The sequence below is a fragment of the Limnohabitans sp. 103DPR2 genome (assembly GCF_001412575.1).
Classification (GTDB): domain Bacteria; phylum Pseudomonadota; class Gammaproteobacteria; order Burkholderiales; family Burkholderiaceae_C; genus Limnohabitans_A.
This window is the reverse complement of the sequence record NZ_CP011834.1, coordinates 2,264,713-2,291,135: the sequence shown is the minus strand read 5'-3', so window position 1 is coordinate 2,291,135 and position 26,423 is coordinate 2,264,713. Positions and strand designations below refer to the sequence as shown.

Here is a 26,423-nt window from a genome sequence, read left to right as displayed (position 1 = left end):
ATTCAGCAGCAGTTCTTACAAAATGCTGCTGCGCTGAATGTCTGTTTGCACCAGCAGCATGGCCGGTGCGCCGTTGCTGGCGGTGTAAACGCTGTAGTAAATGCCAGATGAGCTGTCACGCACATTGCCCGTAGTGTCCAAGGTCCAGCCGGTGGTGCTCACTTTGTCGTTGGTGCCACCCGTCACGGCCACTTGGTGGTAGTTCATCACATTGGCATTGATGCCGGTCGAGCCGGCAGAGGTTTCCCAACCCCCCGCACCCTGGCTGTTCAATGCCGTCAAATTGGCCCAGTTGCTGCCGGCCATGTCGAGCACATCGGCCACGCGAATGGTCAATTCATTGGCGCCGGTGTTGGTGCTCATGTCAATGCGCTCGATGCTGTTGATGCGGCTGCTGCCTTCGATATTGCCCACAGAGGTGTTGCTGAACAAAGAAAGATTCAAGTTCAGGGTCGTTGTGCCGCCTAGGCGAAGGGTGTCAATGCCAGCACCGCCATCGATCTTGGCCAATTGTGTGGTGTTGCCACCTGCACCAAAATTACTTTGAAGGGCAGTGATGGTGCTTTGGTTCAAGATGAACGTATCTTTGCCCATGCCGCCCAGCAACACGTCAGCGCCACTGGAGGTGAAGGTGTCATTGCCCGTGCCAGCAGAATTGCTGCCGCCTGCCAATGTTTGCGCACCTGTTGAGGTGAGTGAGTCGTTGGCACTGGTGCCAGTGTTGTCCACCGCTGTGCCTGCCGCAAAGGCGCCTGTTTTGCTGCCAAAGATGACATATGAGCGACCCGTTTGAACACTGCCATGTGCGGCGTCATATCCCGGTGCACCCACAATCAAATCGGCCAAGCCGTCGCCATTCAAATCACCCGCAGCGCCAACGGAATAGCCGCTCAAATCTTGAGCGCCTTGGCCAATGATGGCAAAACCGCCAATGTTGTTGACCACATCATTCAGACTGACGTTGGTGTTACTCGCCTTGCCGTAAACCACAAAGCTGCGGCCGGTGCTGGCACCTGTGCCCACTGGGCTGAAAGGTGCGCCCAAAATGATGTCGGCCAGACCATCGCCGTTGATATCGCCCGCGCTGCTGACACTGTGGCCACTTTGCTCCACGGCCGTGGTAGACAGAATGGCGAAGCCGCCATTCCCTGCAACAATTTGACCTAAATCGATGGTGGCATTTGCCGTGGTTCGGCCAAAGACGACATAGGTCTTGCCGCTGTCGACATTGGCATTGCCACTGCCCCCAATGACGGCGCCAATCAAAATGTCACCCAAGCCATCGCCGTTGATGTCGCCGCCACTGCTCACCGACACGCCGCTCATGTCTTGGCCGTTTTCTCCCAAAATCACAAAGCCGCCAGTGTTGTTTTTGATATTGGCCAAGTCGACGGCGGTGTTGCCTGTTTTGCCCAAGATGACATAAGTGGCACCGGCTTGGCTACCTGCGGTGTCGTTGAAATAGGCACTCACCAGCAAGTCGGCTTTGCCGTCGCCATTGAAGTCGCCCGCGCTGCTGACTGAGGTGCCACTTTCTTCGCCGGCTTGCCAACCCGAAATCACAAAGCCTGGCACCGTACCACCCACATTGCCCAGTGAGATGGTTTGCAATGCCGACAAGGCCGCGCTGCCATAAACCACATAGCTCTTGCCAGTGTTACCCACAAGGCCACTCACTGTTTGAAAGTGCGCGCTGATGATCATGTCGATCCAGCCGTCTCCGTTGACATCGCCCGCACTGCTGACTGAAAAGCCTGCCGTGTCAAACGTACTGGTGATGCTGAGCGCATCAGGCGTGGTGCTCAACGCTGAAATATCTTTTTGATATTCCGCCAAACTGCCTGTCGTTGAGTTTGCCTTTCCATAGACCAAGAAAGCGCCGCCAGGATTGCTGCTGGCGGCATCTTGCGGCATGCCAATCAACAGATCGGCCAGACCGTCGTTGTTCATGTCGCCTAAACCTGCCACTGAGAAGCCCAACCAACCTTTGTTGACGCTGTAGGTGTAGTAGTGGCCATTGACCTGTCCTGTGCCGCTGTAACCTTTGGGCACCAGGCTGGTGTTCAGGCCGCCTTCGTACAACACGGCGCCACCGCCTTGAGTGCGCAAGGCCGTGTCGGTGAAGGTGTTGAGTGGTGCGCCCATCACCACATCGCCATACCCATCACCGTTAAAGTCGCCTGCCAAACTGACCGCAAAGCCAAAGTACGAACCGGTATTCGGGGCTTCAATGGCGTAACCCCCAATGTTGTTGGCAATGTCGTCCAAGTAGATGGCATTTTTGAAAGTGTTGACATTGAGGGTGGGGGTCGTGCCAGCAAGGCCAGCATTGCCTGCTGTGTCCGTGTAGTTGCCTGCAGCGACTGTGATGCTGGCGGCAACCAATGGTGTATCCGCAAAGGGTGTGAACACGGCCGTCCGCGTGAGGCCTGTGCCAGAAATAGCACTCAGCGTGCCTTGCGTCACCACCACATCGCCGGTAGTGCCATCCCAAGCAAAGGTGCTGCCAGGATCTTCGCTGAACGTGAACGTGATGTTGGCCGTTTGGCCCATGCCGACCGTTGTTAAATTGGACGTGATGGCCACCGTGGGCACGGCTGTGTCGTAACGGACCGTGACGGTACCGCTGGCAGACCCCAAATTGCCCGCTGCATCTTGATAGCTGGCATTCTTCACACTGATCGTGGTGGTGCCTGAATTGGTGTTGGCAGGGGGTGTGAAATCAAAGCCCCTTTCTACGCCCACTTGTTGACCTGGCACGCTGCTGATGACCAAGTTGCCCGCGCCAGTGAAAGTCAAATCTCCAACGCTGCCATCCCACGTGAAGCTGGTCCCTGGGTCTTCACTGAAAGTGAAATAAACTCGAGTGGTTTGTCCAGCAATGAGGCTGCCAGAATTGGCTCGACCTGCAACGGTGGGTGCCACCGTGTCAAACAACATATAAGGCGTGATTCCAGCTGTACCAAAATTACCCAAGGCATCCTGATAGCTGCCGGCTGCCACATTGAAGGTGGGATTGCCGCTGCTATTGGCGGTGGGTGTGTAAACAGCAGTTCGTGTGAGCCCAGTGCCACTGATTGCGCTCAAGGTGCCGCCTGTCACAGTCACATCACCTGATGTGCCATTCCAAGCAAAACTGGTATTGGGATCTTCACTGAACGTAAAAGTGATGGTGGCCGTGTCACCTGATTTCAAAGTTGTTTTGCTGCTCGAGATCACCACCGTCGGCGCAATCATGTCAATGTTGATCAAAGGTGTTAAGCCCGCAAGGCCATTGTTGCCGGCCAAATCTTGATAGCTGTTTGCTGTCACAGTGATACTGGCTGTGCCGCTGGACAAGTTGGCAGTCGGTGTGAAGGTGGCTGTGCGTGTGAGCCCGGTGCCGGCTAAATTGCTGAGCGTGCCATTGGTGATTGCCACATCGCCCAGCGAAAAACTGGTGCCAATGTCTTCACTGAATGTGAAGCTGATGGTGGCCGTTTGACCCACCAGAATAGCGCTGATGTTGGAAGTTATGCTAACCGTTGGAAGCGTGGTGTCGACTCGATAGCTGCCTACTGTCCAAGCGCTATATACGTTGCTTGCATTGTTACCATACTCATCTTTGAAAACTGAACCGTTGAAACTCAAGCCGTTGGCGTTGAACATCACGCCATCCGTGTCGTTTTGGCCAGCCAAAATGGTGTAGCTGAATTGCAGGGTTGAGTTGGTGTAAGACGCATAGCTGGCTTGTACCACTGTGCTACCAATGGTCAGTGCCAACGTGGGGGCGCCATTGGTGATGTCCAACACCATGGTGCTTTTATTCATGAAAACAGTTAGCGTGACCACATCACCCTCGTTCAAACGACTATTGAGGACACCGGGGCTGGTGATACTCAATGAATTGGGTGTGGGGGTGGTGCTGTCAATGCTGTAAAGGGGTCCTGTACCTGCTGTACCGTTGTTGCCGGCAGCATCAACATAACTGTTTGCCAAGACGGTAATGCTGGCATTAGAAGCAATGGTATTTGCAGAGGGTCTGAACGTTGCAGTGCGCGTCAGTCCCGTACCGCTGATGGCAGTCAAGGTGCCAGACGCCAAGGTCACGTCACCCGAGGTGCCATTCCATGTGAATGAATTGCCCGGATCTTCTGAAAATGTAAATGTGACCAAGCTGGTATCGGTGTTAGACAACAAAACATCACTCATGGTGATACTGACCGATGGGGCAGTGGTGTCCACTTTGTAGAGAGGGTTGTCAATGCGCGACGTTGAAGTGATGAGCGCGTTGTTGCCAGCACTGTCTTTGATCGTGCCGCCATTGAGCAGCAGTGCGTTGTCGGCATAACTCACGCCATTGGTGTCGTTTTCGCCGGATGACACGGTGTAATTGAACAGCAAGTCGGTGGTGCCTGAACCCGATATATAAGTGGCTGAGCTGCTACTTCCGCCCACATTCAAAACCACCTTGGGATTCCCGCCTGTGGCATTCACAATGACGGCTTCGCTGAACACAGCGGTGATTTGTAAGACATCGCCAGCATTCAAGGTGTTGCTCAGACTGCCGCTGGCACCAGTGATGTTCATGCTTGTCAGGGATGGCACATTGGTGTCTATGGCCACACTTGCACTAGCGCCCACTTGGCCCGAATTTCCTGCCAAGTCTGTATAGGCAGCAGAAGCGGTTGATACAACACCGAGCATAGTACTTCCCGCCGTAGGTGTGAAGGTGGCTGTGCTGACATAGTTGGCACCACTCAATACAAATGGGCTGAGTGAGCCGAGTGTTCCGCCGGTGACGGTTAAGTCGCCAGAGGAGCCATCCCAAGAAAAGCTGTTACCTGTTTTATCGTTGACAGTCACTGTCAAGGTTGCGGTTTCGCCGGCTTTAAGGGAAGCTACATTGAATGCCACAGACACTGAAGGCGTAAGCGTGTCGACCATGTAAGCGCTGTTGCTACTTACGGCAGCCGAGGCGGGTGTCGATGTGTTGCCGGCGGCATCTGTCAGTACGGCGCCATTCAAGCTCAAAGCATTCAGTGCAATGGCAATGCCATCGGCATCGTTTTGACCTACGGCAATGGTGGTGGTGAACACCAAGGTGTTGCTGCCAGCGCCTGATACATAGGTGGCCTGCACCGTGCTGCTGCCCACCAACAAGGCCACTGTGGGCGAGCCGCCCGCCAGACTCAAATTGACCACTTCGTTGAAGGTCACAGTGACGTTGGCGGTATCACCTTCATTCAAATAAGTGTTGAGAATACCGGTTGAACCGCTGAGTGCAATTGCAGAAATGGTGGGTGCCAGAGTGTCCAGGGTGAGGCTGGGTGTGCCGCCTGCGCTGCCGTTGTTGCCAGCAGTATCTTGGTAAGCACCTGCGCTGACAGAAATACTCGCGGTACCTGAGTTGACGCCAGCGGTTGGTGTGAAGACTGCCGTGCGGGTGGCGCCAGTGCCAGAGATGGCGCTTAAAGTGCCATTGCTAAGGGTTACATCGCCCGTGGTGCCATTCCACACAAACGTGTTGCCCGGATCTTCGCTGAAGGTGAAGGTGATGTTGGCAGTTTCACCCATTTTCACTTGACCCACATTGGAGGTAATGCTTAAAAATGGCGCCGTGGTATCAACGGTGAAGTTGCTGTTGTCAGCTGTTGCTGGCACGCTGAGTGTGGTGGTGTTGGTGCGCGGATCCTTTAAGGTACTGCCATTCAATGACAAGGCGTTGGCACCCAAAGCGATGCCATCGGCATCGGTTTGTCCTGCAAGGATGGTGTAGGTGAACAACAAGTCGGCAGTACCTGCGCCTGAGGCGTAAGTGGCATTGACCGTACTGCCGCCAATTTGCAAAGCCACAGTGGGCGAGCCCGCGGTGGCGTTGAGTGTTTGGGCTTCAGAAAAGTGGGCGGTGACAGTCACCACATCGCCTGCATTGAGGGCATTGTTTTGCACACCCACTGCGCTGGTAATTTGTACATCCATCAAAGTGGCAGGTGAGGTGTTGACCACCAAACTGCCTAGCGTGTTGCCCACGCCTAAATTGCCTGCGCTATCGGTGAACAGATCGTTGTTGACAGTGATGCTGGCACTGCCGCCCGTCAAACCTTGCGTGGGCAAAAACGTGGCGGTGCGGGTGAGGCCTGTACCGCTGATGGCCGACAAGGTGCCATTGACCAGCGTCACATCGCCCGCGCTGCCGTTCCATGTGAAAGTGCTGCCAGGGTCTTCGCTGAATATGAAAGTGATGAGCGCTGTTTCGCCACTCAAGAAGGTGCTGCGACTGCTGCTGATGCTGACCACGGTTGGCGCAGTGGTGTCAACCAAATAGTTAGCGTTGTCGGCCGCGGCTGCAAAGCTGAGCGTGGGCGTGTTGCCTGCTGTATCGGTGACTGCTTTGCCGTTTAAGCTGAAGCTGTTGGCATTGATGGCAATGCCATTGACATCGGTTTGGCCGTTCAGAATGGTGTAGATGAAAACCAGTTGCGCGGTGCCAGCGCCCGACACATATTGCGCGCTGACCACGGTGTTGCCAATGGTGAGGTCAACGCTGGGCGTACCAGCATTGGCATTCAAGAAAACAGCTTCCGTGAAATTGACCGCCACCGACACCACGTCGCCTTGGTTGAGTAAGCTGTTTTGAATGCCCGTGGCACTGAGCAAGGCCACACTGGCAACGGTGGTGGTGCTTGTGTTGACACTGATGTCAGCCGATTTGTCGGTGACGCCTGCCGAGGCTTCTTGACCGATGTTGCCAGCGGCGTCGGTGTAGCTGTTGAGTGAAATAGCCACATTCGCGGTGCCTGCACTCACACCAGACGTGGGCGTTAAAAGTGCGGTGCGCGTCAGCGGATTGCCCGTGGTGCTGAGCGCACCCAAGGTACCGCCTGTGACGACCAAGTTACCGCTGGTGCCGTTCCAAACAAAGCTAGTGCCCGGGTCTTCACTGAAGGTGAATGTGATGGTAGCGGTTTGGCCAGAAATCAATGCGCCGGTGCTGCTGGTGACAGTGGCCGTTGGACGGGTGGTGTCAACCAAATACTTGCCGTTGTCGGCCACAGCCAAGGACGTGATGCTGCTGTTGTTACCAGAGGCATCCTTCAAAGTGCCGCCATTCAGGCTGAGTGCATCTGCGTTAAGGGCCACACCATTGGTGTCGTTTTGTCCGTTGGCCACTGTGGCCGTGAAGACCAAGGCATTGCTGCCAGAACCGGATACGTAAGTGGCTTGAACCGCTGTGCCGCCCACATTGAGAGCCAAGGTGGGCGTGCCACCAGTCGCATTGACGGTGATCACATCATTGAAGGTGACGGTGGCACTGAGCGTATCGCCAGCGTTCAAATTGTTGACGGAGGCGTCTGACGCACTGGCCACGCCGTCTGTGGAACTGCTTAAAGCTAAGCTTGAGAGGGTGGGTGCCAGGGTGTCCAAATTGAGCGTGTGTGTGGTGCCTGCTGCGCCATTGTTGCCTGCAGCATCTTGGTAGCTGTTGCCCGCCACGGTGATGCTGGCCGTGCCATTGCCTTGGTTGGCAGCAGGTGTGAACACCGCTGTGCGCGTCAGGCCTGTGCCGCTGATGGCACCTAAGCTGCCGCCAGCTATGACCACATCACCTGTCGTGCCATCCCATGCAAAGCTGGTTCCTGGGTCTTCAGAAAATGTGAAGGTGACGGAGGCTGTGTCCGTTGAATTCAAACTTGATTTGTCAGAGGCGATGACCACGCTGGGTGCCGTGGTGTCCACCAAATAGTTGGCGTTGCTGCTGACGGCGGCAGACGTGATGCTGCTGGTGTTGCCATTGGCATCTTTGAGGGTGGCGCCGTTCAATGTGAGTGCATTGGCGGGCAGGGCAACGCCATCGGTATCGGTTTGTCCACTGACGATGGCGGTGGTGAAGACCAAGGCGTTGGTGCCTGAACCCGACACATAGGTGGCTTGCACGGTGCTAGCGCCTACAAGCAAGGCCAAAGTAGGCGATCCGCCATCGGTGTTGATTGTGATCACATCGTTGAAGGTGGCCGTGACATTCAAGGTGTCGCCTGTGTTCAAGGTGTTGTTCAAGCCGCCCGTTGAACCGCTCAAAGCCACGCTGCTGATCGTTGGTGCCAAGGTGTCCATGCTGATGCTGGGCGTGGTGCCCGCTGTGCCCAGATTGCCCGCCACGTCGGTGTAGCTTAAGTCGGCCACCGTGATGCTGGCCGAACCACTGGCCAAGTTGGCGGTTGGCGTGAAGGTGCTGCGGCGCACATTGCCAAAGCCTGTGAGTGCGCTGAGGGTGCCGCCGGTCACGGTGACATCTGCCAAAGAAAAACTGGTGCCTGGATCTTCTGTGAACGTGAAGCAAATGAGGCTGGTTTCACCTGTTTTCAAACTGGAGGCCGAGGAGGTGATGAGCACGCTGGGGGCTGTGGTGTCGACCGGGTACAAAATGTTGTCGGCTACGCTGACATTGCCCAAGGTCACGCTGTTGCCGGGCACGCTTTTCAAAGTGCTGCCGTTGAGGGTGATGGCCGCCGAGGGAATCGAGATGCCATTGGCATCCTCTTGCCCTGCCAGGATGCTGTAGCTGAACACAAAGTCGAAGGTGCCGCTGCCAGACGCATAGTCCGCCTGAACGACGCTGCTGCCGATCATCAGACTCAAAGTGGGTGAGCCCCCTGTGGCATTGAGCACAATGGCTTCGCTGAAAACCACCTTGGCGTAAATCACGTCGGCCGCATTGAGCAAGTTGCTCACAGCCCCCGTGGCGCTGCTCAGGCCCACCTGGCTGACGGTGGGTGTGGACGTTGAATAGGTAAGTGAAGGTGTGGTACCAGCGCTGCCTGTGTTGCCTGCGGCATCTGTGTAAGTACCTGAATTGACAGATATGTTGGCCGTGCCTGACACCACATTGGCGTTGGGGGTGAACGTGGCTGTGCGCGTTAAGCCGGTACCGCTGATGTTGCTTAAAGTGCCGCCACTTAAGACGACATCGCCCGTGTTGGAAGCCCAGACAAAACTGCTGCCGGGATCTTCGCTGAATGTAAAAGTGATGGCGGCAGTTTCACCCGATTTCAAAGTGGCCAAATCCGAGGTGATGCTGACGCTGGGTGCTGTGGTGTCGACCATATACAAAGGGTTGTTGGCTTCAGCGATTGACGTGATGACGCTGGTGTTCCCCGCACTGTCTTTCAAGGTGGCGCCGTTCAAGCTGAGCGCGTTGATGGAAATGGCCACACCATCGGTGTCTGTTTGGCCGCTGGCAATGGTGGTGATGAACACCAATTCGCTTGTGCCTGAGCCCGACACATAAGTGGCTTGCACCGTGCTGCTGCCAATCTCCAAGGCCAGCGTGGGCGATCCTGCGGTGGTGTTGAGCGTGACCGCTTCATTGAAGCTGACGGTGGCGCTGAGGGTGTCAGCGGCATTGAGCAGTTTGACGGTGGCATCCTGCGGGCTGGCCACAGCGCCAGTGGCACTGCTGAGGGCAAGACTTGCAATGCTGGGTGTAAGGGTATCAAGGTTGAGGTTTGATGAGACGCCGGTGCTACCGTTGTTGCCCGCAGCATCTTGGTAACTGTTGGCGGTGACGGTGATGCTGGCATTGCCAGAAGCCAAATTGGCTGTGGGGGTGAACACCGCTGTGCGCGTCAGTCCTGTACCGCTGATGGCACTCAAAGAACCACCCGTGACTGACAAGTCGCCTGCGCTGCCATCCCATGCAAAACTGGCAAGAGGTGCTTCTGAAAATGTGAAGGTGATGCTGGCAGTTTCGCCAGCTTTGAGTGCGCTTACCTCCGATGTGATGTTGACGCTTGGCGCGGTCGTGTCCACCAAATAGGCCGGATTGCTGGCCACCGCAGAAGATGTGATGGTCGCTGCATTGCCTGAAGCATCTTTCAAGCTGGCGCCGTTCAAGTGAAGGGCATTCAGTGCAATGGCCACACCATCGTTGTCGGTTTGGCCATTGACAATGGCCGTACTGAACACCAATGCGTTGGTGCCTGAGCCCGAGACATACGTGGCCTGCACAGTGCTGCTTCCCAAGGTCAATTCGAGGGTGGGTGAGCCCGCGGTGATGTTCAACACAATCACTTCGCTGAAGGTCATTGTTGCAAGTAGCGTGTCACCCGCATTGAGCAGGGACACAGTGGCATCACTGGGGCTGAGAATGGCGCCAATGGCGCTGGTCAGCAACACATTTGTCAAGCTAGGCGCCACGGTGTCCAGGCTGAACGAAGGCGATGCGCCCGCAGCCCCCAAATTGCCCGCTGCGTCCTCATAACTTTGTGCCGTGACGGTGATGCTGGCACTGCCGCTGGCCAAATTGGCGTCGGGTGTGAACACGGCCGTGCGCGTGAAACCCGTGCCTGTGAGTGCGCTCAACGTGCCGCCGGTCACAGCGACATCGCCGGTGCTGCCATCCCATGCAAAACTGCTGCCAGTTTCTTCTGACAATGTGAACGTGATGTTGGCCGTGTCACCCGCTTTCAATACGCTCGTGTCGGAAGTGATCACCACCGTGGGAACGGTGGTGTCCACCAAAAACAGCGGGTTGGAGAGAACCACCGCACTGGTGATCACACAAGCATTGCCGGCGGCATCGGACAAGATGGCACCGTTGAGGGTCAAGGCGTTGAGTGGCAATGACACGCCGTCGGTGTCGTTGAGGCCTGCCACGATGGCGGCAGTGAAAGTCCAAGTGTTGGTGCCTGTGCCCGACACATAGGAGGCCTGTACTACGCTGCTGCCAATTTGCAAAGCGAGGGTCGGTGAGCCACCCGCCGCATTCAGTGTGACCGCATCGTCAAAGCTGACGGTGGCGCTGAGTGTGTCGCCGGCATTCAAGATGCGGTTCACAGCACCTGTGGCGCTGCTTAGAACAATGCCTGTGAGATTGGGCGGCGTGGTATCTGAAGGCGGTGGCGGTGGCGCAGACGGCGGTGTTGGTGGCGGAGGAATTGGAGGAGGTGGCGGAGGTGCTGGATCTGGTGTTGGTGGCGTGGGTGTCGGTGGCGTGGGCGGCGGCGGCGTGGGTGTTGGGTCTGCTGTGACTTCAAAGGATTCAGCACTGCGCACCGAGACATTGCCCGCCAAGTCAACGGCGTAGAGATGGTACACAGCTGCAGGCAGGCCACTCAGAGAAATGGGGGTGTTGCTTTGGACGATGTCAATGGCCACACTTTTGGAAACAAGCGGGCTGAGATTTTCCAAATCACCCAAGTTGAGAATGATGCTGGTGCTAGGCACCACATAGGCTTTACCCAGTTCATTGCTTTGAACTTGGAGGGTGCCTGACTGTGTTTGTGTCAGCGTGAGCGAGCCAGCCTCAAGTTTGGAGATAGGGGCCGTGGTGTCCACCAAGTGCAAAGGGTTGCTCAGAATGGCACTGGCCGTGTTGAGGGTGGCTCTGCCTAAGGTGTCTTGAAGACTTGCACCATTCAACTGAAGAGCGTTGCTTGCAATGGCCACACCGTCCAGGTCGGTTTGACCATTCACGATGGTGGTAACAAAGACCAGCGCGTTGGTGCCCGATCCCGATTCATAGTGCGCTTCGACACTTTGAGTGCCAACGATCAATTGAAGCGAAGGACTGCCACTGCGTGTGTCTAAGTTGACAACCCCGCTGAATGTGACAATGGCTGTGAGCGTGTCATCAGCGTTCAAGCGATGGTTCATCTCACCCGTGGCGCTGGTCAGCGCCATCGACGTGATGGTGGTTGGAGGGATCACTGGCGGGGGTGCAGGTGGTGGTGGCGTTGGAGTTGGAGTGGGTGTGACAGGCGTGTCTTTGCCGCCACCACTCAAGGCAATCACGCCCAGTACAGCGCCAGAAATATCCGCCAAACCAATGCTTGCTGCAACAGGTGCGGCTGGCAACAGCGCCATCACAGTACCAGGATTGAGCAAAGCCACCTTGCAATCGAGCGCATCGTCGCGCTCGGTCCAAACTAAACTTTCAGGGACGTCCAGTGTTTCCTTGGGCAAATGCGCGGTGACCTGAACTTCTTCGCAGGCTTGGTTTTGCAGTTTGTAAACCGGTGCATTGGGTACAGGGACGCTGCTGGCCACAAAATAATCTTGCAACTCCACTGCCACTTGATCTTCTACTAACACTTGAAGGTTTTTTTGCGAGCGCAGCAGCTTTTGCCCTTTGAGGTGACCGCCTGCTTCTTTGTCGATCAGTTTGTATTCATAGCCGGGTTGTGTTTTCACAAGCAGAGGCTTGATGACCGTAGAGGGTGCATCAGGTGTTGTGTTCAACTTGGCCAGTTGAATGGTTTGAACGCGACCATCGGGTGTGGTGGCTTGAAGTTGAACGTCGTTGATCATGCTGATTTACCGCTCGTGAAGTGCGCCGGAGAAAGCTTTTTGGACAGGTTTGGCAAGGTACTGAAGGACCGACCTGGAGCGAGTTCGTATATCGAGTGTGGCCGTCATGCCAGGCTTGAGATCACTTAGCCGCAAGCGATGAGCGGCTTGGTTTGAATAAAGTGAAGCATTGCCAAGTGTTTGAGCCGACTCAGAAGGCGTGTTGGGATCGATTTGCACCTGAATACGGTAAAAGACTTGTGTGGCACCCGAGGCGGTGCTGTCGGTGAAGGTGTCTGAACTGATGTAGCTGAGGGTGCCGTTCAGCATGCCATACACGCTGTAATCGAATGCATCCAACTTCAAACTCACGGGCTGACCGATGCGAAGTTCACCAATGTCGCTCGGGTTGATTTTGGCTTCGACAATGTAGCCACCCGTGCTGGGTGAAATGTGCATCAACTCATCGCCTGCGCGCAAAACGCCCCCCACTGTGTTGATCCGCATGAATTTGACAACGCCATCCACCGGTGTTGTGAGTACGCTGTGGTCCAACAAACTTTGGCGTTCGTTCAGCTTGAATTGGTTGGTGGATATTTCTTCCTGCAAGCGAATCACATCTTGCTTGGCGTCTTGCAGATATTTGTTTTGAACGCCTGCGATGCGGCCTTGCGTTTCATGCACCTGACGTTGCGCGCGCATCATCTCCAGTTGACTGACATCGCCAGTTTTCAAAAGCGATTGGCTCATGCGCAACTCATCCTCAGAAAGTTCTAAGCCAGCGCGTAGAAGTTTCAATTCATCTAGGTGGCCCTGTTTTCTTTGCAGATAGACCTGCGCTTGGCCTGATTGAAAGGCGGTGTTCACAGCATCATTTTTGTGAAAAGCCAGAGCCTGACCTGAGGACTCTGCGTTAGCCCTGGCCAATGCAGCGTGCAAAGCACTCAGCTTGGATTTGACTTCTTGGTAACTGGCTTCAGTGCGCGTGGTCTCTAACATTGCAAGCGCTTGGCCAGCATGCACCTGTTGGCCTTCGGTCACCAGCAATTTGGTTAACACCCCACCATCAGCTGCTTGGATGATTTGATTGCGCGATGCGGCAATCACTTGGCCATTGCTTCGCACAGTTTGGTCCATGTGCGACAAGCTGGCCCAGCCTAAAAAGCTTAGCAAACCCAAAAGTAGCAACCGCGTGCCTGTGAGTTGTTGTTGACATCGCGTGAGCCACTCCTCAAAGAAGGGGCGGCCAGACTTGGAGGTTGGTATGTTCATGCTTGAAGTTGTCTGAGCACTTGCTCTTTAGGGCCATCCAGCAAAACCTCGTGTTTGGCGATGACGACCAAGCGATCGACCAGCGTCAGCATTTCTGGCTTGTGCGTGACCAACACCAAGGTGTCTTGCGGTCGAAGGGCTTGTTGAATGGCTTGCGTCACGTGATCGGCCAGTTGACGGTCCATCGCAGCTGTGGGTTCGTCCATTAGCCAAATGCGGGGTCGCCTTAAAAACACGCGCGTCAAATTAACCAGCTGGCGCTGTCCACCCGACAAGCCATGGCCACCTTCTTGGATGGGCAAGTCAAAGCCCATGGGGTGGTGGGCCAATACAGCATGCTGAAGTCCTGTTTGCTGTGCCACGCCATTCAAAATGTCGTCACCTGGATCGGTCATGCCCACCAGCAAGTTGTCGCGCAGCGTGCCCTCAAACAAGCGACCTTCTTGCTGCAGATAGCCCAGTTGTTCTGCCAGCAAAGGTTTGGCAATGAACGCCAAATCGACGCCATCGAGGGTGATGCCACCCACTTGCGGTTTGTACATGCCACTGAGCAATCGCAACAATGTGGTTTTGCCAGCACCGATCGGTCCTAAGACACCAATTTTTTCACCGTTGCGGATGTGCAGTGTGTTCACTTTAAAGGCCGCCTGCTGCCCGTACCCGTACCCGTACATCACTTCTTTGAGGGTGTAATTGCCTTGCACCGCATCCAAAACCACAGGTGTTTGACCATGATGGTCGTCAGGCAGTTGCCAGATTTGATCGAGGCCTTGAAGTGCCGATTGACAATGCCCCCATTGAATGAGTTGAGAAGGCAAGGCTGCAATTGGCTGCAGGATGCGGTTGGACAAAATGGAGCAGGCAATGAGGCTGCCCATGCTGAGCTCACCTCTGGAAATCATCAGTGCGCCCGATGCCACCAACACCACATAGGCAATTTGCTGCAGCGCTTGCAGATGGTGTAGGGCAGATTCGCTGATTCTTCGCAAGCGCAACTCTTCGCCGCGCGCGGTGTCCGAAATGTTCTGCCACAAACTGAGTTGGCGCCAACCCCCTTGGCCAGACTTCAAGGTTTCTGCGCCTTCAATGGCCTCTACCAGCAGGCCTGTTTTTCGCATGTTGGCCAACGCCACCTGGTGACTGCGTTTTTCAATTTCCCGCAGACCTTGCAAACCGACCATCAAGGACAACAACAAAAACACCGCAGGAATCAAGGCCAGCCAGCCCGCCATGGCCCACAAAGCGAAGGTGAATACCAAGGCAAAAGGGGCATCGATCAACATTTGCGTGGCCGACCCCGTTAAAAATGCGCGCACACTTTCATAGGCCTTGATTTGGCCAGCCAGGCTGCCCACGCTGGTGGGCAATTTGTCCATGCGAACTTGTAGCAGTCGCATGAACACGTCACGCCCCAAACGCTGATCGACAGCTTCAATGATTTTTTCGTTCAAATCAGAGCGCAAGCGCCGCGCCAACCATTCAAACGCAATGGCACCCAACACGCCCAAACTCAAAACCCACAAAGTGGCACTGGCACCTGTGGGCACCACGCGGTCGTAGATTTGCATGCTGTAAAAGGAAATGCCCAGCGCTACAAAATTCAACATGACGCCGTTCAGACTGGCATCGATCAAGGTACTTTGATGCTTTTGAATTTCCAGTTTGATCAAGCGCCAAACAGGACTGTTCGATCGCTCAAAGGGCATTCTGAAATCGACCTTGACCAAAGCCAAAGAACTTAAGTGGTGTTGCGTGGACTCGCCATCTGCCGACTCCAACACCCATTGCGATTGGCTGTTGTAGCTTTTAACAACACGCCAAGTGCCTTTATGGTCGACGGCGAGGCAGGGCAGTTGAGAGGGATCGATGCTGGCGTTGTTGAGCCATTGCACAGATTTCCAATTCAGCTGCGACTTTAAAAGTTGCAAAGTTTTTTTCGCTGAGTGAGCCTGCGCCTTGTCGATGGATGCGAGCAACGCATGCTTGTCCAAACTTTGGCGTTGCAGTTGCGCCAAGCGTTGCAGTGCAGCTTGCATTGAATTCATGGTGCAGACCCCGCATACGCCAAAGGGGTGCCATGTGCTTGAATGTGCAATCGTCCAATGCTTTGCAGCCAAGCCATCTCGTTTTCGATGACGGCCAATTCAGCCTGCGAAGTTTCTCGGGCAGCATTCATCACATCGATCCAAGTTTTCTTGCCATTGATAAATTGACGCTCCCAAGCAGCTTGAATTTCTTGGGAAGACTCTAGATTGAGAAGCAGCATCTCCGCCTTGCTTTGCCTTGCATTGGCATTCAAAAAATCGCTTTGAACGGCTTCCAACACACTTCTGCGAGCAGCCACAATTTCTTGCAGGGCGCCATCGTGTTTGTTTTGCAAGGCCGCCAGCTGGTATGACAAACCAAAGCCAGCACCGGTGCTGGCACTGAAACCTACAAACACCCGATTGGTGTTGGGCGTGTTGGCGTAGGTGTAGTTGCCACGTTGGTGTTCTGCGCGAACATAAACTTCAGGCTGCAAGGCTGCGCGTTTTTCGGCCACCTCGGCCAATTGCAGTTGAGCAACGTGTTCAAGTCGACGGATCAATGGCGAGTTGTCTAGGCTGATGGTTTCCCAGTGCGGCAAAGCTTGCTTCAATGCAAGTCCATCCAGCGTTAGCATTTGAATGTTGGGATGGATCAGTTTGAGATCCAGGCTTTTGGCCTCTGGCACCCATTGCGACAAACGAATCCAAGCTTGGTTTTCTTGCTGCAAGGCATTGAACCGATCTTGACGAACTTGCACCAAGCGCAAGTTGGCATAGTTGACTTCGTTCAGGGGCGACAGGCCTTGTTCAGCGCGGCGCGTGATTTTCAGAAGCAGTTGCGTTTGAACCGTTTCACTTTTTTCCAAGACTTGTTGCTGGCGCTGCGCCATGACCACCTCCATCCAGGCTTGAAGCGTTTTCAAAGCCAAGCCCTGTTGGATTTCAATCAGGCGTGCATGTTCGATGGCTTGTGTGGCGATCGCTTTGTCAGATTGCGCCGTCAGTCGGCCGCCTGTCCAGAGGGGCTGTTGGAGTCTGAAGCTGAGAACCTGGGGTGAGCCTGTGTAGGCAGGATCGGGTGATTGCGTTTGCACGCGTTCCATGGAGATGGAGGGGGTAGGCCAATACGCTTGCTGCGTGACCTTCAAATCCATGCCTGCAGCTTGCAAGTTCTGGATTTGACTTTGGACCTGGGGATGTTCGGCTGTGACCTTCTGCAAAAGAAGGGGTAGCAGGGGGGATACGGTAGAAAAAACAGACGGCTGTGCAACCAAGCCAAATTCAGGATCTTTTGCGTTGGAATAAAGCGGCTGTGCGCTTATCAACACAAAAATACATAGCAGGGGAAGCCTATATATTCTTTTGTATTTGTGAAAATTAATCAATAAAACTTTAAGTTGTATTTAATATTAGCATGTTTCAAGCGCTTGTCTTGGGGGTGCAGGTTCTATTTGCGAGTGAACATCTCGTTCAACTTTGTTTTTCGTCATTGGCCTTCTAAGAGGGTTATGATGGAAATTAGCCCTGTAATTTGCAGGACATTGTGTGAATCAAATGTGAATATTTTGGTATTCATTTTGATGATTTTATGCCAACTCTTTTGGAGATGCTGATGCAACGTCGTTTTGTTCTTCCCATCCTGGTTTCTGCTTTGACTGGTTTCGCCGCTTTGTCTGCAGCGCCTCTTGCCATGGCCCAGGCCAAAGATTTGAAAATTGCCCACATTTACAGCAAAACAGGTCCCTTAGAGGCTTACGGCAAGCAAACTCAAGTGGGTCTGATGATGGGCCTGGACTACGCCACCGGTGGCACCATGCAAGTGGGCGGTCGCAAGTTGGTTGTGATTGAAAAAGACGACCAAGGCAAACCTGACTTAGGCAAAAACCTGTTGGCAGCTGCTTACGGTGACGACAAAGTTGAGATTGCAGTGGGCCCAACGGCATCGCCTGTGGCCTTGGCCATGTTGCCTGTTGCCGAAGAGTACAAAAAGATTTTGCTGGTGGAGCCTGCCGTTGCCGACTCCATCACGGGTGACAAGTGGAATAAATACATCTTCCGAACAGGTCGCAACAGCAGCCAAGATGCCATCTCCAATGCTGTTGCGTTGGACAAAGCGGGTTACAGCATCGCCACCTTGGCACAAGACTCAGCGTTTGGTCGTGATGGTGTGAAGGCTTTCCGAGAGTCCTTGAAAACTGCGAAGCTGGTGCATGAAGAATACTTGCCACCCGCCACCACCGACTTCACAGCCGGTGCTCAACATTTGATCGACAAGCTCAAGTCGCAGCCCGGTCGCAAAATCATTTTCATCATTTGGGCGGGTGGCAATCCATTCAAAATTGCCGACATGGACTTGAAGCGCTACGGCATTGAAATTGCCACAGGCGGCAACATCCTGCCCGCCATGGTGGCTTACAAGCAGTTCCCTGGCATGGAAGGTGCGGCTTACTATTACTTCGGCATGCCCAAGAACACGGTCAACGATGCCATGGTGGCGCGTCATTACACGCAGTTCAAATCGCCCCCTGACTTCTTTACAGCGGGTGGCTTTGCATCGGCCATGGCCTTGGTCACTGCTTTGAAGAAAACCAATGGCAACACAGATGCCAACACGTTGATCAGCACCATGGAAGGCATGAGCTTTGACACCCCTAAAGGCAAGATGACCTTCCGCAAAGAAGACCATCAAGCCATGCAAAGCATGTACCACTTCAAAATTAAAGTAGACCCCGCGTTTGCGTGGGGTGTGCCAGAGTTGATTCGCGAAATCAAACCTGAAGAAATGAACGTGCCCATTCGCAACAAACGCTAAGGTGAGCTCCCTTGGGCGTTTTGCAAACGCATGACCTCACCATCCGCTTCGGCGGACACGTGGCGGTCAATGCGGTCTCTTGTCGTTTTGAGCCAGGCACCTTAACGGCCATCGTGGGTCCTAACGGTGCTGGCAAGACAACTTACTTTAATTTGATATCGGGTCAATTGCCGGCCAGTGAAGGGCGCGTCTTTTTAGAGGGCCAAGAGCTGACAGGCATGAGTGCCTCGGCCAGAACCCGTGCAGGTCTGGGCCGTGCGTTTCAGTTGACCAATTTATTTCCCAATTTGTCGGTGCTTGAAAATGTGCGCTTGGCTGTTCAGGCAACTGAATCGGGTGCGCATTTGCGGGGTCTCAATTTGTGGTCAATTTGGCAAGACCACGCGCAACTGACTCAGCAAGCGCAGGACATCTTGCAACAAGTGGCCATGATGCATCAGGCGCAAGCCACCGTGTCCAGTTTGCCGCACGGCGATCAGCGCAAATTGGAAGTGGCATTGCTCATGGCACTCAAACCCTCGGTGTACATGTTTGACGAACCCACGGCAGGCATGAGCCAAGATGAGGCGCCCGTGATCTTGAACCTCATTCGCCAATTGAAAAGTGACAAAACCAAAACCATTTTGTTGGTCGAGCACAAAATGGATGTGGTGCGCGAATTGGCCGATCGCATCATTGTGTTGCACAACGGCCAGTTGGTGGCCGATGGCGAGCCATCAGAAGTCATGGCCTCTGCCGTGGTGCAAGAAGCTTACTTGGGTGCCAAACCAGCGCAGACACATCCCCAACCCCATGTCAACGCCAGTGCAGAGGAGGGCGTGTGATGTCTTCCAATGTCTTGCTTGAATTGAATGAGGTGCACACACACATTGGGGCTTATCACATCTTGCATGGCGTCAATTTGCAAATCCCTCGGGGTGAACTCACGTTGTTGTTAGGTCGCAATGGCGCAGGCAAAACCACCACGCTCAGAACCATCATGGGTTTGTGGCAAGCCTCACAAGGCACAGTGAATTTCAATGGACATGACATCACGCACATGAGCACGCCCGACATTGCGTCGCTCAACATTGCTTACGTGCCTGAAAACATGGGCATTTTTTCAGACCTCACAGTTGAAGAAAACATGTTGTTGGCTGCACGCAAAGCCTCGCATGCGCAGCAAATGGACGCAGACCGCTTGGCCTGGATTTACGCCATGTTTCCTGCAGTTGAAAAATTTTGGCATCACCCCGCAGGCAAGTTGTCGGGCGGACAAAAGCAAATGCTTGCCGTGGCCCGTGCCATGGTCGAGCCCCGAGATTTGCTCATCGTCGATGAACCGAGCAAAGGCTTGGCACCAGCCATTGTGCAAAACATGATCGATGCCTTTCAAAAAATGAAAGCCAGTGGCGTGAGCATTTTGTTGGTGGAGCAAAACATTCATTTTGCGCAGCAGCTGGGTGACAGCGTGGCGGTGATGGACAACGGTCGTGTCATCCATGCAGGCAGCATGGCCGCGCTAAGTGCCGACCCGGCTTTGCAACAATCTTTGTTGGGCTTGGCATTGTGATGGTGAACATGAAAACAAGTTTAGACATCAAGCCTTTGCTCTTGGTTCCGGTTTTGGCTTTGTTGGCCTTGCCGCTCGTTGGCTCGGTCGATACTTGGCTGACCCTGAGTGTGGCGGGCTTGGCGATGGGCATGATCATCTTCATCATGGCCTCGGGCCTTACTTTGGTCTTTGGTTTGATGGACGTCCTCAATTTTGGTCACGGTGTGTTCATTGCATTGGGGGCTTTTGTGGCCACCAGCGTGATGTCGGGCATGGCCGATTGGACGCAGTCGCAAGAACTCTGGCGCAATTTGGTTGCGGTCGGCTCGGCCATGGCGCTGGCCATGGTGGCGTCTTCAGTCATTGGCTTGGCGTTTGAGCGATTCATCGTGCGGCCCGTTTATGGCCAGCATCTCAAACAAATTTTGATCACCATGGGTGGCATGATCATTGGTGAGGAAATCATCAAAGTTATTTGGGGCCCCTTGCAAATTGCCTTGCCATTGCCTGAAGCCATGCGCGGGTCATTGTTGTGGGGCGATGCCTCGCTTGAAAAATACCGTTTGATGGCGGTGGTGGTGGGGCTGCTGGTGTTCGCTTTGCAGGCCTGGACCTTGAGTCGCACCAAGGTGGGCTTGCTCATTCGCGCTGGCGTGCAAGACCGCGAAATGGTCGAGTCTTTGGGCTACAAAATTCGCCGATTGTTTGTGGGCGTGTTTGTGGTGGGCAGTGGCTTAGCGGGTTTGGGCGGTGTGATGTGGGGGCTGTACCAACAAAATGTGGTGCCGCAAATTGGCGCGCAAGTGAATGTGCTGATTTTCATTGTCATCATCATGGGCGGCTTGGGCTCGACTGGCGGTGCGCTGATCGGTGCCTTGATGGTGGGCCTGATGGCCAACTACACTGGGTTCTTGTTTCCTAAGCTGGCGTTGTTTTCCAACATCGCGCTCATGGCCGCCATTTTGTTGTGGCGCCCACAAGGGGTCTACCCCGTGGCCAATCGCTGAACGAAAGCGCACGACATGTTGAAACGCTTACTTTCTCATGACATGCCCCGCAGCACTTGGTTGGCCTGGATGCTGGCGGCGGTGCTGCTTGGCTTGGCCTTTGCGCCTTTTCTTTTTCCGGGTGTCAAAGCTTTGTCAGTGGCTGCCAAGATATTGGTCTTTATCGTCTTGGTGGCCAGTTTCGATTTGCTGTTGGGCTATACCGGCATTGTCAGTTTTGCCCACACCATGTTCTTTGGCATTGGTGCGTATGGCGTGGCCATGTCGTCTAACCATTGGGGGGCAACTTGGACGTCACTGGGTTTGGGCATTGCAATTGCGCTTATGCTCACGTTGGTATTGGCCTTACTGATTGGTCTTTTTTCTCTGCGCGTGAGGGCCATCTTTTTTGCCATGATCACTTTGGCCGTGGCGGCAGCATTCCAAACCTTGGCTTCTCAATTGTCTGAATGGACGGGGGGTGAAGACGGCTTGAGTTTCAAGTTGCCTGCCTTGTTATTGCCCAGTACCGAGTTCAGTGATACACCTTTCTGGGGGGTAAACTTGGACGGACGCTTGCTGTGCTACTACCTCTTGTTTGCGGCCGCGTTGCTTCAGTTCCTGATGTTGCTGCGCATTGTGAATTCGCCGTTTGGCCGTGTATTGCAAGCCATCCGAGAGAACGAATTCAGGGCGGAAGCCATTGGCTATCGCGTGGTGGTGTACCGCACGTTGTCCAGCGTGTTGTCGGCTTTGTTTGCTTGCATGGCAGGCGTGATGCTGGCGCTTTGGTTGCGCTACAACGGGCCTGATACGTCGCTCAGTTTTGAAATCATGATGGACGTGTTGTTGATTGTGGTGATTGGGGGCATGGGCACCATCTACGGCTCGGCCATTGGTGCGGTTCTCTTTTTATGGGCGCAAAGCTATCTGCAAGATTTGCTGCGCTGGGCCAGTGAAGCTGTCTCGGCTTGGCCAGTGCTTGCTGCGCTGCTGTCGCCCGATCGTTGGTTGCTGTGGTTAGGCCTGCTGTTTGTGTTGTCGGTTTATTATTTCCCAACAGGTATCGTGGGCCGACTGAGAGCCAAAGCCTTGCGCTGAAACGCATCCATCTGGTATTTAAACATCCCAAATGAGTGCTTTCCCTGTTGTTCCAAGCACTTTAATTGCGCAAGATATCGTCACTTGAATTTGAGAGTATTTCCAATGAAAAAATCATCCTCTACGCGCGCCAGTCAATTGGCCCTTGCCCTTGCTGCCACTGGCCTCATGGCCAGCAACTCTGCCTTAGCTCAAAGCGGTGAAGTCAACGTCATTTGTTCCGCGCAAGCTGCTTGGTGCAGCATGATTGCCGTCACCTTTGAAAAGAGCCAAGGCGTCAAGGTCAACATGACCATGAAGGGTTCTGGCGAAGCCATTGCCCAAATCTTGGCTGAAAAAGCCAACCCCAAAACGGACGTGTGGTTCGGTGGTACTGGCGACCCTCACCTGCAAGCCGCTGAGCAAAACCTCACCCTTGAGTACAAATCCCCCACTTTGCCCAAACTGCACGATTGGGCGCAGCAACAAGCTAAACAATCTGGCTACAAAACGGTCGGTATATATTCAGGCCCCTTAGGTTTTGGTTATAACACCGAGTTGTTAGCAAAGAAAAAACTGGCCATTCCCAAAACTTGGAATGACTTGCTCAAGCCCGAGTACAAAGGCGAAATTCAATCGGCCAATCCATCGTCTAGTGGTACGGCTTACACCATGATTGCCACCTTGGTGCAATTGATGGGCGAAGACCAAGCCTATGAGTACCTCAAGAAGCTCCACAAAAACATCAGTACCTACACACGTTCAGGCACTGGGCCCATCAAGGCAGTGGCGCGAGGCGAAACTTCTGTCTCTATCAGTTTCGTTCACGACGGCCCTGGTGAAAAAGCCCAAGGTTTCCCCATTGAAACCATCACACCTGCCGATGGCACGGGCGCCGAAATTGGCTCCATGTCCATTGTCAAAGGTTCACGCAACCTGACCGCAGCCAAGCAGTTTTACGAATGGGCATTGACGCCTTCGGCGCAAGCTTTGGGTGCTGCCACATTGCAGTTCCAGTTGCCTTCGCACAAAGAAACCAAAGTCGATCCACGTGTGCCTGATTTCAAAAAAATCAAGCTCATCAATTACGACTATGCCAAGTACGGTCAAACTGCAGAGCGCAAGCGTTTGATTCAGCGCTGGGAAAAAGAAGTTAACAGCCTGCCGCAATAATGACTGCCGCGCTGCGCACGCAGCGAGCCTTAACGATGTGGGCCCTGTTGGGCCTGCTCAGTTTTGGTTTTCTGCCTTGGTACTTTCTTCAGCAAGGCTCTTTGGCTGCTGTCATGCCCGCTGTCTGGGCTGGCCCAGAAACAGCCAGTGCCCTGATGCAAGCCCTCCAACACGGCCGTCCTTGGTTGTGGTTTGGTTTTGCAGGTTTGTTCACTTGTTTGATCGGTCTCATCGCGCCCGTGGCGGTGTATCCCAAACGCCAAGGGGTGTTGTTGGTGTGCGGTGCCATGTTGGGCTTGCTCGGTATCACCCTCAGTGGTTTTGCCATCGGTGCTGTGGGCTGGTCATTTGAATTCCTTGAGCAATCGTTTGGTCCCATCGCGCAGGGTCAGTACGGCATGGGGTGGGGCGCTGCAGGCGTCTTGTTGTCGCTGACCATTTTGCTGGGGGCAGGTTTGGCGCGTTTGGGCTATTGCAGAGGCGATGTGTTCATTGCCAGTGCCGTCACTTTGTGTGTGATGTTGTTGGCCTTGTTTGTGGTTTATCCCGTTTGCCGTTCCTTGGTCTCCGCTTTTTATACAGAAGCCAACGAGCTGAGCCTGATGGCCGTATGGGACCGCATTGGGACGCCACGCATTTGGAGTTTGAATTGTTTGAATGCGACGGGACGCTGTGGCGTGGCTTGGAACACTTTGGGCTTGGCCTTGGCGACTGCAGCGGGCACCACCTTTTTAGGAACACTCATTGCCTTGTGGGCCGAGCGCAGCGGCACGCGTTTGGGCAAGCCGCTCAACGCATTGGCCCTCATGCCCATCATCACGCCGCCCTTTGTGGTGGGTCTGGGCTTGATCTTGCTGTTTGGCCGATCAGGCTTGGTCAACCAAGCCTTGGAGTGGGCCTTTGGCATTCCGCCCACACGATGGTTCTATGGTGTCTTTGGCATTTGGTTGGCCCAAATGTTTGCCTTTACGCCCATCGCTTTCATGATCATGCGTGGGGTGGTGCAGGGTGTCAGTCCTTCTTTGGAAGAAGCGTCTCAAACTTTGCGCGCAACGCGCATGCAAACTTTTTGGCGCATCACTTTGCCACTTCTCAAACCGGGTTTGGCCAATGCCTTTTTGGTAGGCTTCATTGAAAGCATGGCCGACTTCGGCAACCCCATCATTTTGGGGGGACAGTTTTCTGTGCTATCGACTGAAATCTTCTTTGCCATTGTGGGCGCTGCCATCGACCCCGGCATGGCAGCAGCCTTGTCATTGGTCCTCACCGTATTTGCATTGGCCGTTTTTGTCATTCAACGTCAAGTGCTCAGTGGTGCGCAGTTCACCACCGTGTCGGGCAAAGGTGATGCGGGCATTCCCCTCAACTTGCCCCCTGCAGTTTTGAATGTGTGCCGCGGCATTGCAGGGCCTTGGTTGGCTTTCACTTTGGTGGTGTATGTCTTTGCCTTTGCCGGAGGGTTCGTGCAAACATGGGGCCGGGATTACACTTTCACCTTGAACCATTTCAAAACAGCCTTTGATGTGCAGTGGGGCGAATTCGGTTGGGTCTGGGCAGGCACAGCTTGGAACTCCTTGTTCAACACTTTGAGTTTGTCGGCCATGGCCGCGCCTGTGTGTGCAGGCCTGGGCTTGCTGATGGCGTGGCTGCTGGCGCGCACCGAGTTCAAAGGCAAGAATGCGTTTGAGTTTGCTGCGCTGCTCACCTTTGCCATTCCAGGCACGGTGCTGGGCGTGAGTTACATCTTGGCCTTCAATGTGCCGCCTGTGGAGCTCACAGGCACGGGCTTGGTCATTGTGCTGTGCTTTATTTTTCGCAATTTGCCAGTGGGTGTGCGTGCGGGCACCGCAGCTTTCAAGCAACTCGATCGCTCACTCGATGAAGCATCGGTCATGTTGCGCGCCAGTACGCTCACCACCCTTCGTGAAGTGGTGTTGCCATTGCTCAAACCTGCATTGGTTGCAGCACTCATCTACAGTTTTGTTCGTTCCATGACCACCGTCTCGGCCGTGATTTTTTTGGTGACGGCCAAGTACGAATTGGCCACCACCTACATCATTGGCCGCGTGGGCAATGGTGACTATGGTGTGGCCCTGGCGTATTGCACCGTGCTGATGGCGCTCATGGGATTCATCACGGTGCTCATTCAACGTTGGGTTGGCAGCCGCGAGTTAGGCCGCAGAGAAATGAAAGCAGGAACATGACCTCTAATTCAACACCCGCCGTGGCCGGCATTGAGTTTCGCCAAGTCACCAAACGCTATGGTGAGGGCAACGCGCCTTTGGTAGTCAAGGGCATTGATTTTGTGGTGCCCAAAGGCACACTCACAACCTTGCTGGGCCCTTCGGGTTGCGGCAAGACCACCACCTTGCGCATGATCGCAGGCTTGGAAACTGTCAGTGGCGGTCAAATTTTGATCGATGGGCAAGATGTCACCAACTTGGGTCCAGCCGAGCGCAATGTCAGCATGGTGTTTCAAAGTTATGCGCTATTTCCGCACATGACCGTCATTGACAATGTGCGATATGGTCTCAAGGTCAGTGGTGTTTCGGTATCTGAAGCAACAGCGCGTGCGCATGTGGCTTTAGAAAACGTGGGCCTCAAAGGCTTTGACAACCGTCTGCCCAGTGAACTCTCTGGAGGGCAACAACAGCGCGTTGCGGTGGCACGTGCCTTGGTGCTCGAGCCTTCTGTGTTGTTGTTTGATGAGCCGCTGTCTAATTTGGATGCACGTTTGCGCCGCTCGATGCGCGACGAAATTCGCAGCCTTCAACAGCGCTTGGGTTTAACGGTCGCTTATGTCACCCACGATCAAAGTGAAGCGCTGGCTGTCAGCGATCAAATCATTGTGATGGACGCGGGCACCATTGCGCAGGCTGGCTCTCCTGAAGATTTGTACGAACGACCTGTGTCCGAGTTTGTAGCTGGTTTCATGGGTGAAGCCATGCTGTTTCAGGGTGAAGTCAATGCGCAGGGGCAGGTCCGTGTGGGTCCTCTCACGTTTCAAGCGCGTCAGCAAGTTCAAGAAGGTGCAATTACCGCAGCCATACGGCCAGAAGCCTGGACCTTGGTGTCTGCGCAAGGCGCCGCACTGACCGGTGTATTGCAAAAGAAAGCCTACTTGGGCAGCACCTTGGAGCTCACCTTTGACACCGCCTTGGGCCCCTTGTTTGTTGTCACTTCTGATTTGTCGCAAGAGTGGCCGTTGCACATCACGCTGGGTTTGTCACTGACAGGCCGCGGTGTGTCGGTGGTCTCGCGTATTTAATTTT

12 protein-coding genes are annotated in these 26,423 nt (G+C 54.3%); 8 read left to right on the top strand and 4 right to left on the bottom strand.

All coding sequences use genetic code 11. From position 1 onward, the window contains the following. Positions 1 to 15: 15 nt before the first annotated feature. From L103DPR2_RS10960 to L103DPR2_RS10945, 4 genes are read right to left on the bottom strand one after another with little or no spacing between them, the layout of a single operon-like run. Entirely contained in the window at positions 16 to 12,288 is a 12,273-nt protein-coding gene (locus L103DPR2_RS10960) for an Ig-like domain-containing protein (RefSeq protein ID WP_055361118.1), read from the bottom strand. A 6-nt stretch (positions 12,289 to 12,294) separates the two neighbouring features. Continuing rightward, positions 12,295 to 13,539, bottom strand: coding sequence for an HlyD family efflux transporter periplasmic adaptor subunit (locus L103DPR2_RS10955; RefSeq protein WP_055361117.1), 1,245 nt, complete (start codon positions 13,537 to 13,539; stop codon positions 12,295 to 12,297). Further along, complete coding sequence (locus L103DPR2_RS10950) at positions 13,536 to 15,584, bottom strand: ATP-binding cassette domain-containing protein (RefSeq protein WP_082466796.1); 2,049 nt, start codon at positions 15,582 to 15,584, stop codon at positions 13,536 to 13,538. The genes L103DPR2_RS10955 and L103DPR2_RS10950 overlap by 4 nt, the downstream gene beginning before the upstream one ends. Then, positions 15,581 to 16,894: a TolC family protein gene (locus tag L103DPR2_RS10945; RefSeq protein WP_231717630.1), complete on the bottom strand. Its 1,314-nt coding sequence runs from the start codon at positions 16,892 to 16,894 to the stop codon at positions 15,581 to 15,583. Before L103DPR2_RS10945 ends, L103DPR2_RS10950 begins: the two co-directional genes overlap by 4 nt. Positions 16,895 to 17,178: 284 nt before the next feature. On the opposite strand from L103DPR2_RS10945, the gene L103DPR2_RS10940 reads away from it, so the two are divergent. From L103DPR2_RS10940 to L103DPR2_RS10905, 8 genes are all read left to right on the top strand, one after another. Then, complete coding sequence (locus L103DPR2_RS10940; RefSeq protein ID WP_055361996.1) at positions 17,179 to 18,378, top strand: substrate-binding domain-containing protein; 1,200 nt, start codon at positions 17,179 to 17,181, stop codon at positions 18,376 to 18,378. A gap of 11 nt (positions 18,379 to 18,389) precedes the next feature. After that, positions 18,390 to 19,202 carry an ABC transporter ATP-binding protein gene (locus L103DPR2_RS10935; protein ID WP_055361115.1) on the top strand — a complete coding sequence of 271 codons (813 nt, stop codon included), beginning with the start codon at positions 18,390 to 18,392 and terminating at the stop codon, positions 19,200 to 19,202. Further along, complete coding sequence (locus L103DPR2_RS10930) at positions 19,202 to 19,930, top strand: ABC transporter ATP-binding protein (protein WP_055361114.1); 729 nt, start codon at positions 19,202 to 19,204, stop codon at positions 19,928 to 19,930. The genes L103DPR2_RS10935 and L103DPR2_RS10930 overlap by 1 nt, the downstream gene beginning before the upstream one ends. 8 nt (positions 19,931 to 19,938) lie before the next feature. Beyond that, the gene (locus tag L103DPR2_RS10925; RefSeq protein ID WP_156339895.1) at positions 19,939 to 20,919 is read left to right on the top strand and encodes a branched-chain amino acid ABC transporter permease; all 981 of its coding nucleotides are present in this window, start codon (positions 19,939 to 19,941) and stop codon (positions 20,917 to 20,919) included. 15 nt (positions 20,920 to 20,934) lie between these two features. Beyond that, positions 20,935 to 21,999, top strand: a complete 1,065-nt coding sequence (locus L103DPR2_RS10920) for a branched-chain amino acid ABC transporter permease (protein ID WP_055361112.1) — start codon at positions 20,935 to 20,937, stop codon at positions 21,997 to 21,999. Positions 22,000 to 22,104: 105 nt separating this feature from the next. Then, positions 22,105 to 23,151 (top strand): ABC transporter substrate-binding protein, encoded by a 1,047-nt coding sequence (locus tag L103DPR2_RS10915; protein WP_055361111.1) that lies wholly within the window; start codon positions 22,105 to 22,107, stop codon positions 23,149 to 23,151. Then, the gene (locus tag L103DPR2_RS10910) at positions 23,151 to 25,355 is read left to right on the top strand and encodes an ABC transporter permease (protein ID WP_055361110.1); all 2,205 of its coding nucleotides are present in this window, start codon (positions 23,151 to 23,153) and stop codon (positions 25,353 to 25,355) included. The genes L103DPR2_RS10915 and L103DPR2_RS10910 overlap by 1 nt, the downstream gene beginning before the upstream one ends. Beyond that, positions 25,352 to 26,419, top strand: a complete 1,068-nt coding sequence (locus tag L103DPR2_RS10905; RefSeq protein WP_082466794.1) for an ABC transporter ATP-binding protein — start codon at positions 25,352 to 25,354, stop codon at positions 26,417 to 26,419. The genes L103DPR2_RS10910 and L103DPR2_RS10905 overlap by 4 nt, the downstream gene beginning before the upstream one ends. Positions 26,420 to 26,423: the final 4 nt, after the last annotated feature.

Excerpts from the sequence above, each read along its gene's own strand:
- L103DPR2_RS10960 (WP_055361118.1), bottom strand. The coding sequence starts at position 12,288 with ATGATCAACGACGTTCAACTTCAAGCCACCACACCCGATGGTCGCGTT.
- L103DPR2_RS10955 (WP_055361117.1), bottom strand. The coding sequence starts at position 13,539 with ATGAACATACCAACCTCCAAGTCTGGCCGCCCCTTCTTTGAGGAGTGG.
- L103DPR2_RS10950 (WP_082466796.1), bottom strand. The coding sequence starts at position 15,584 with ATGAATTCAATGCAAGCTGCACTGCAACGCTTGGCGCAACTGCAACGC.
- L103DPR2_RS10940 (WP_055361996.1), top strand. The coding sequence starts at position 17,179 with ATGCAACGTCGTTTTGTTCTTCCCATCCTGGTTTCTGCTTTGACTGGT.
- L103DPR2_RS10930 (WP_055361114.1), top strand. The coding sequence starts at position 19,202 with ATGTCTTCCAATGTCTTGCTTGAATTGAATGAGGTGCACACACACATT.
- L103DPR2_RS10925 (WP_156339895.1), top strand. The coding sequence starts at position 19,939 with ATGAAAACAAGTTTAGACATCAAGCCTTTGCTCTTGGTTCCGGTTTTG.
- L103DPR2_RS10920 (WP_055361112.1), top strand. The coding sequence starts at position 20,935 with ATGTTGAAACGCTTACTTTCTCATGACATGCCCCGCAGCACTTGGTTG.
- L103DPR2_RS10915 (WP_055361111.1), top strand. The coding sequence starts at position 22,105 with ATGAAAAAATCATCCTCTACGCGCGCCAGTCAATTGGCCCTTGCCCTT.
- L103DPR2_RS10910 (WP_055361110.1), top strand. The coding sequence starts at position 23,151 with ATGACTGCCGCGCTGCGCACGCAGCGAGCCTTAACGATGTGGGCCCTG.
- L103DPR2_RS10905 (WP_082466794.1), top strand. The coding sequence starts at position 25,352 with ATGACCTCTAATTCAACACCCGCCGTGGCCGGCATTGAGTTTCGCCAA.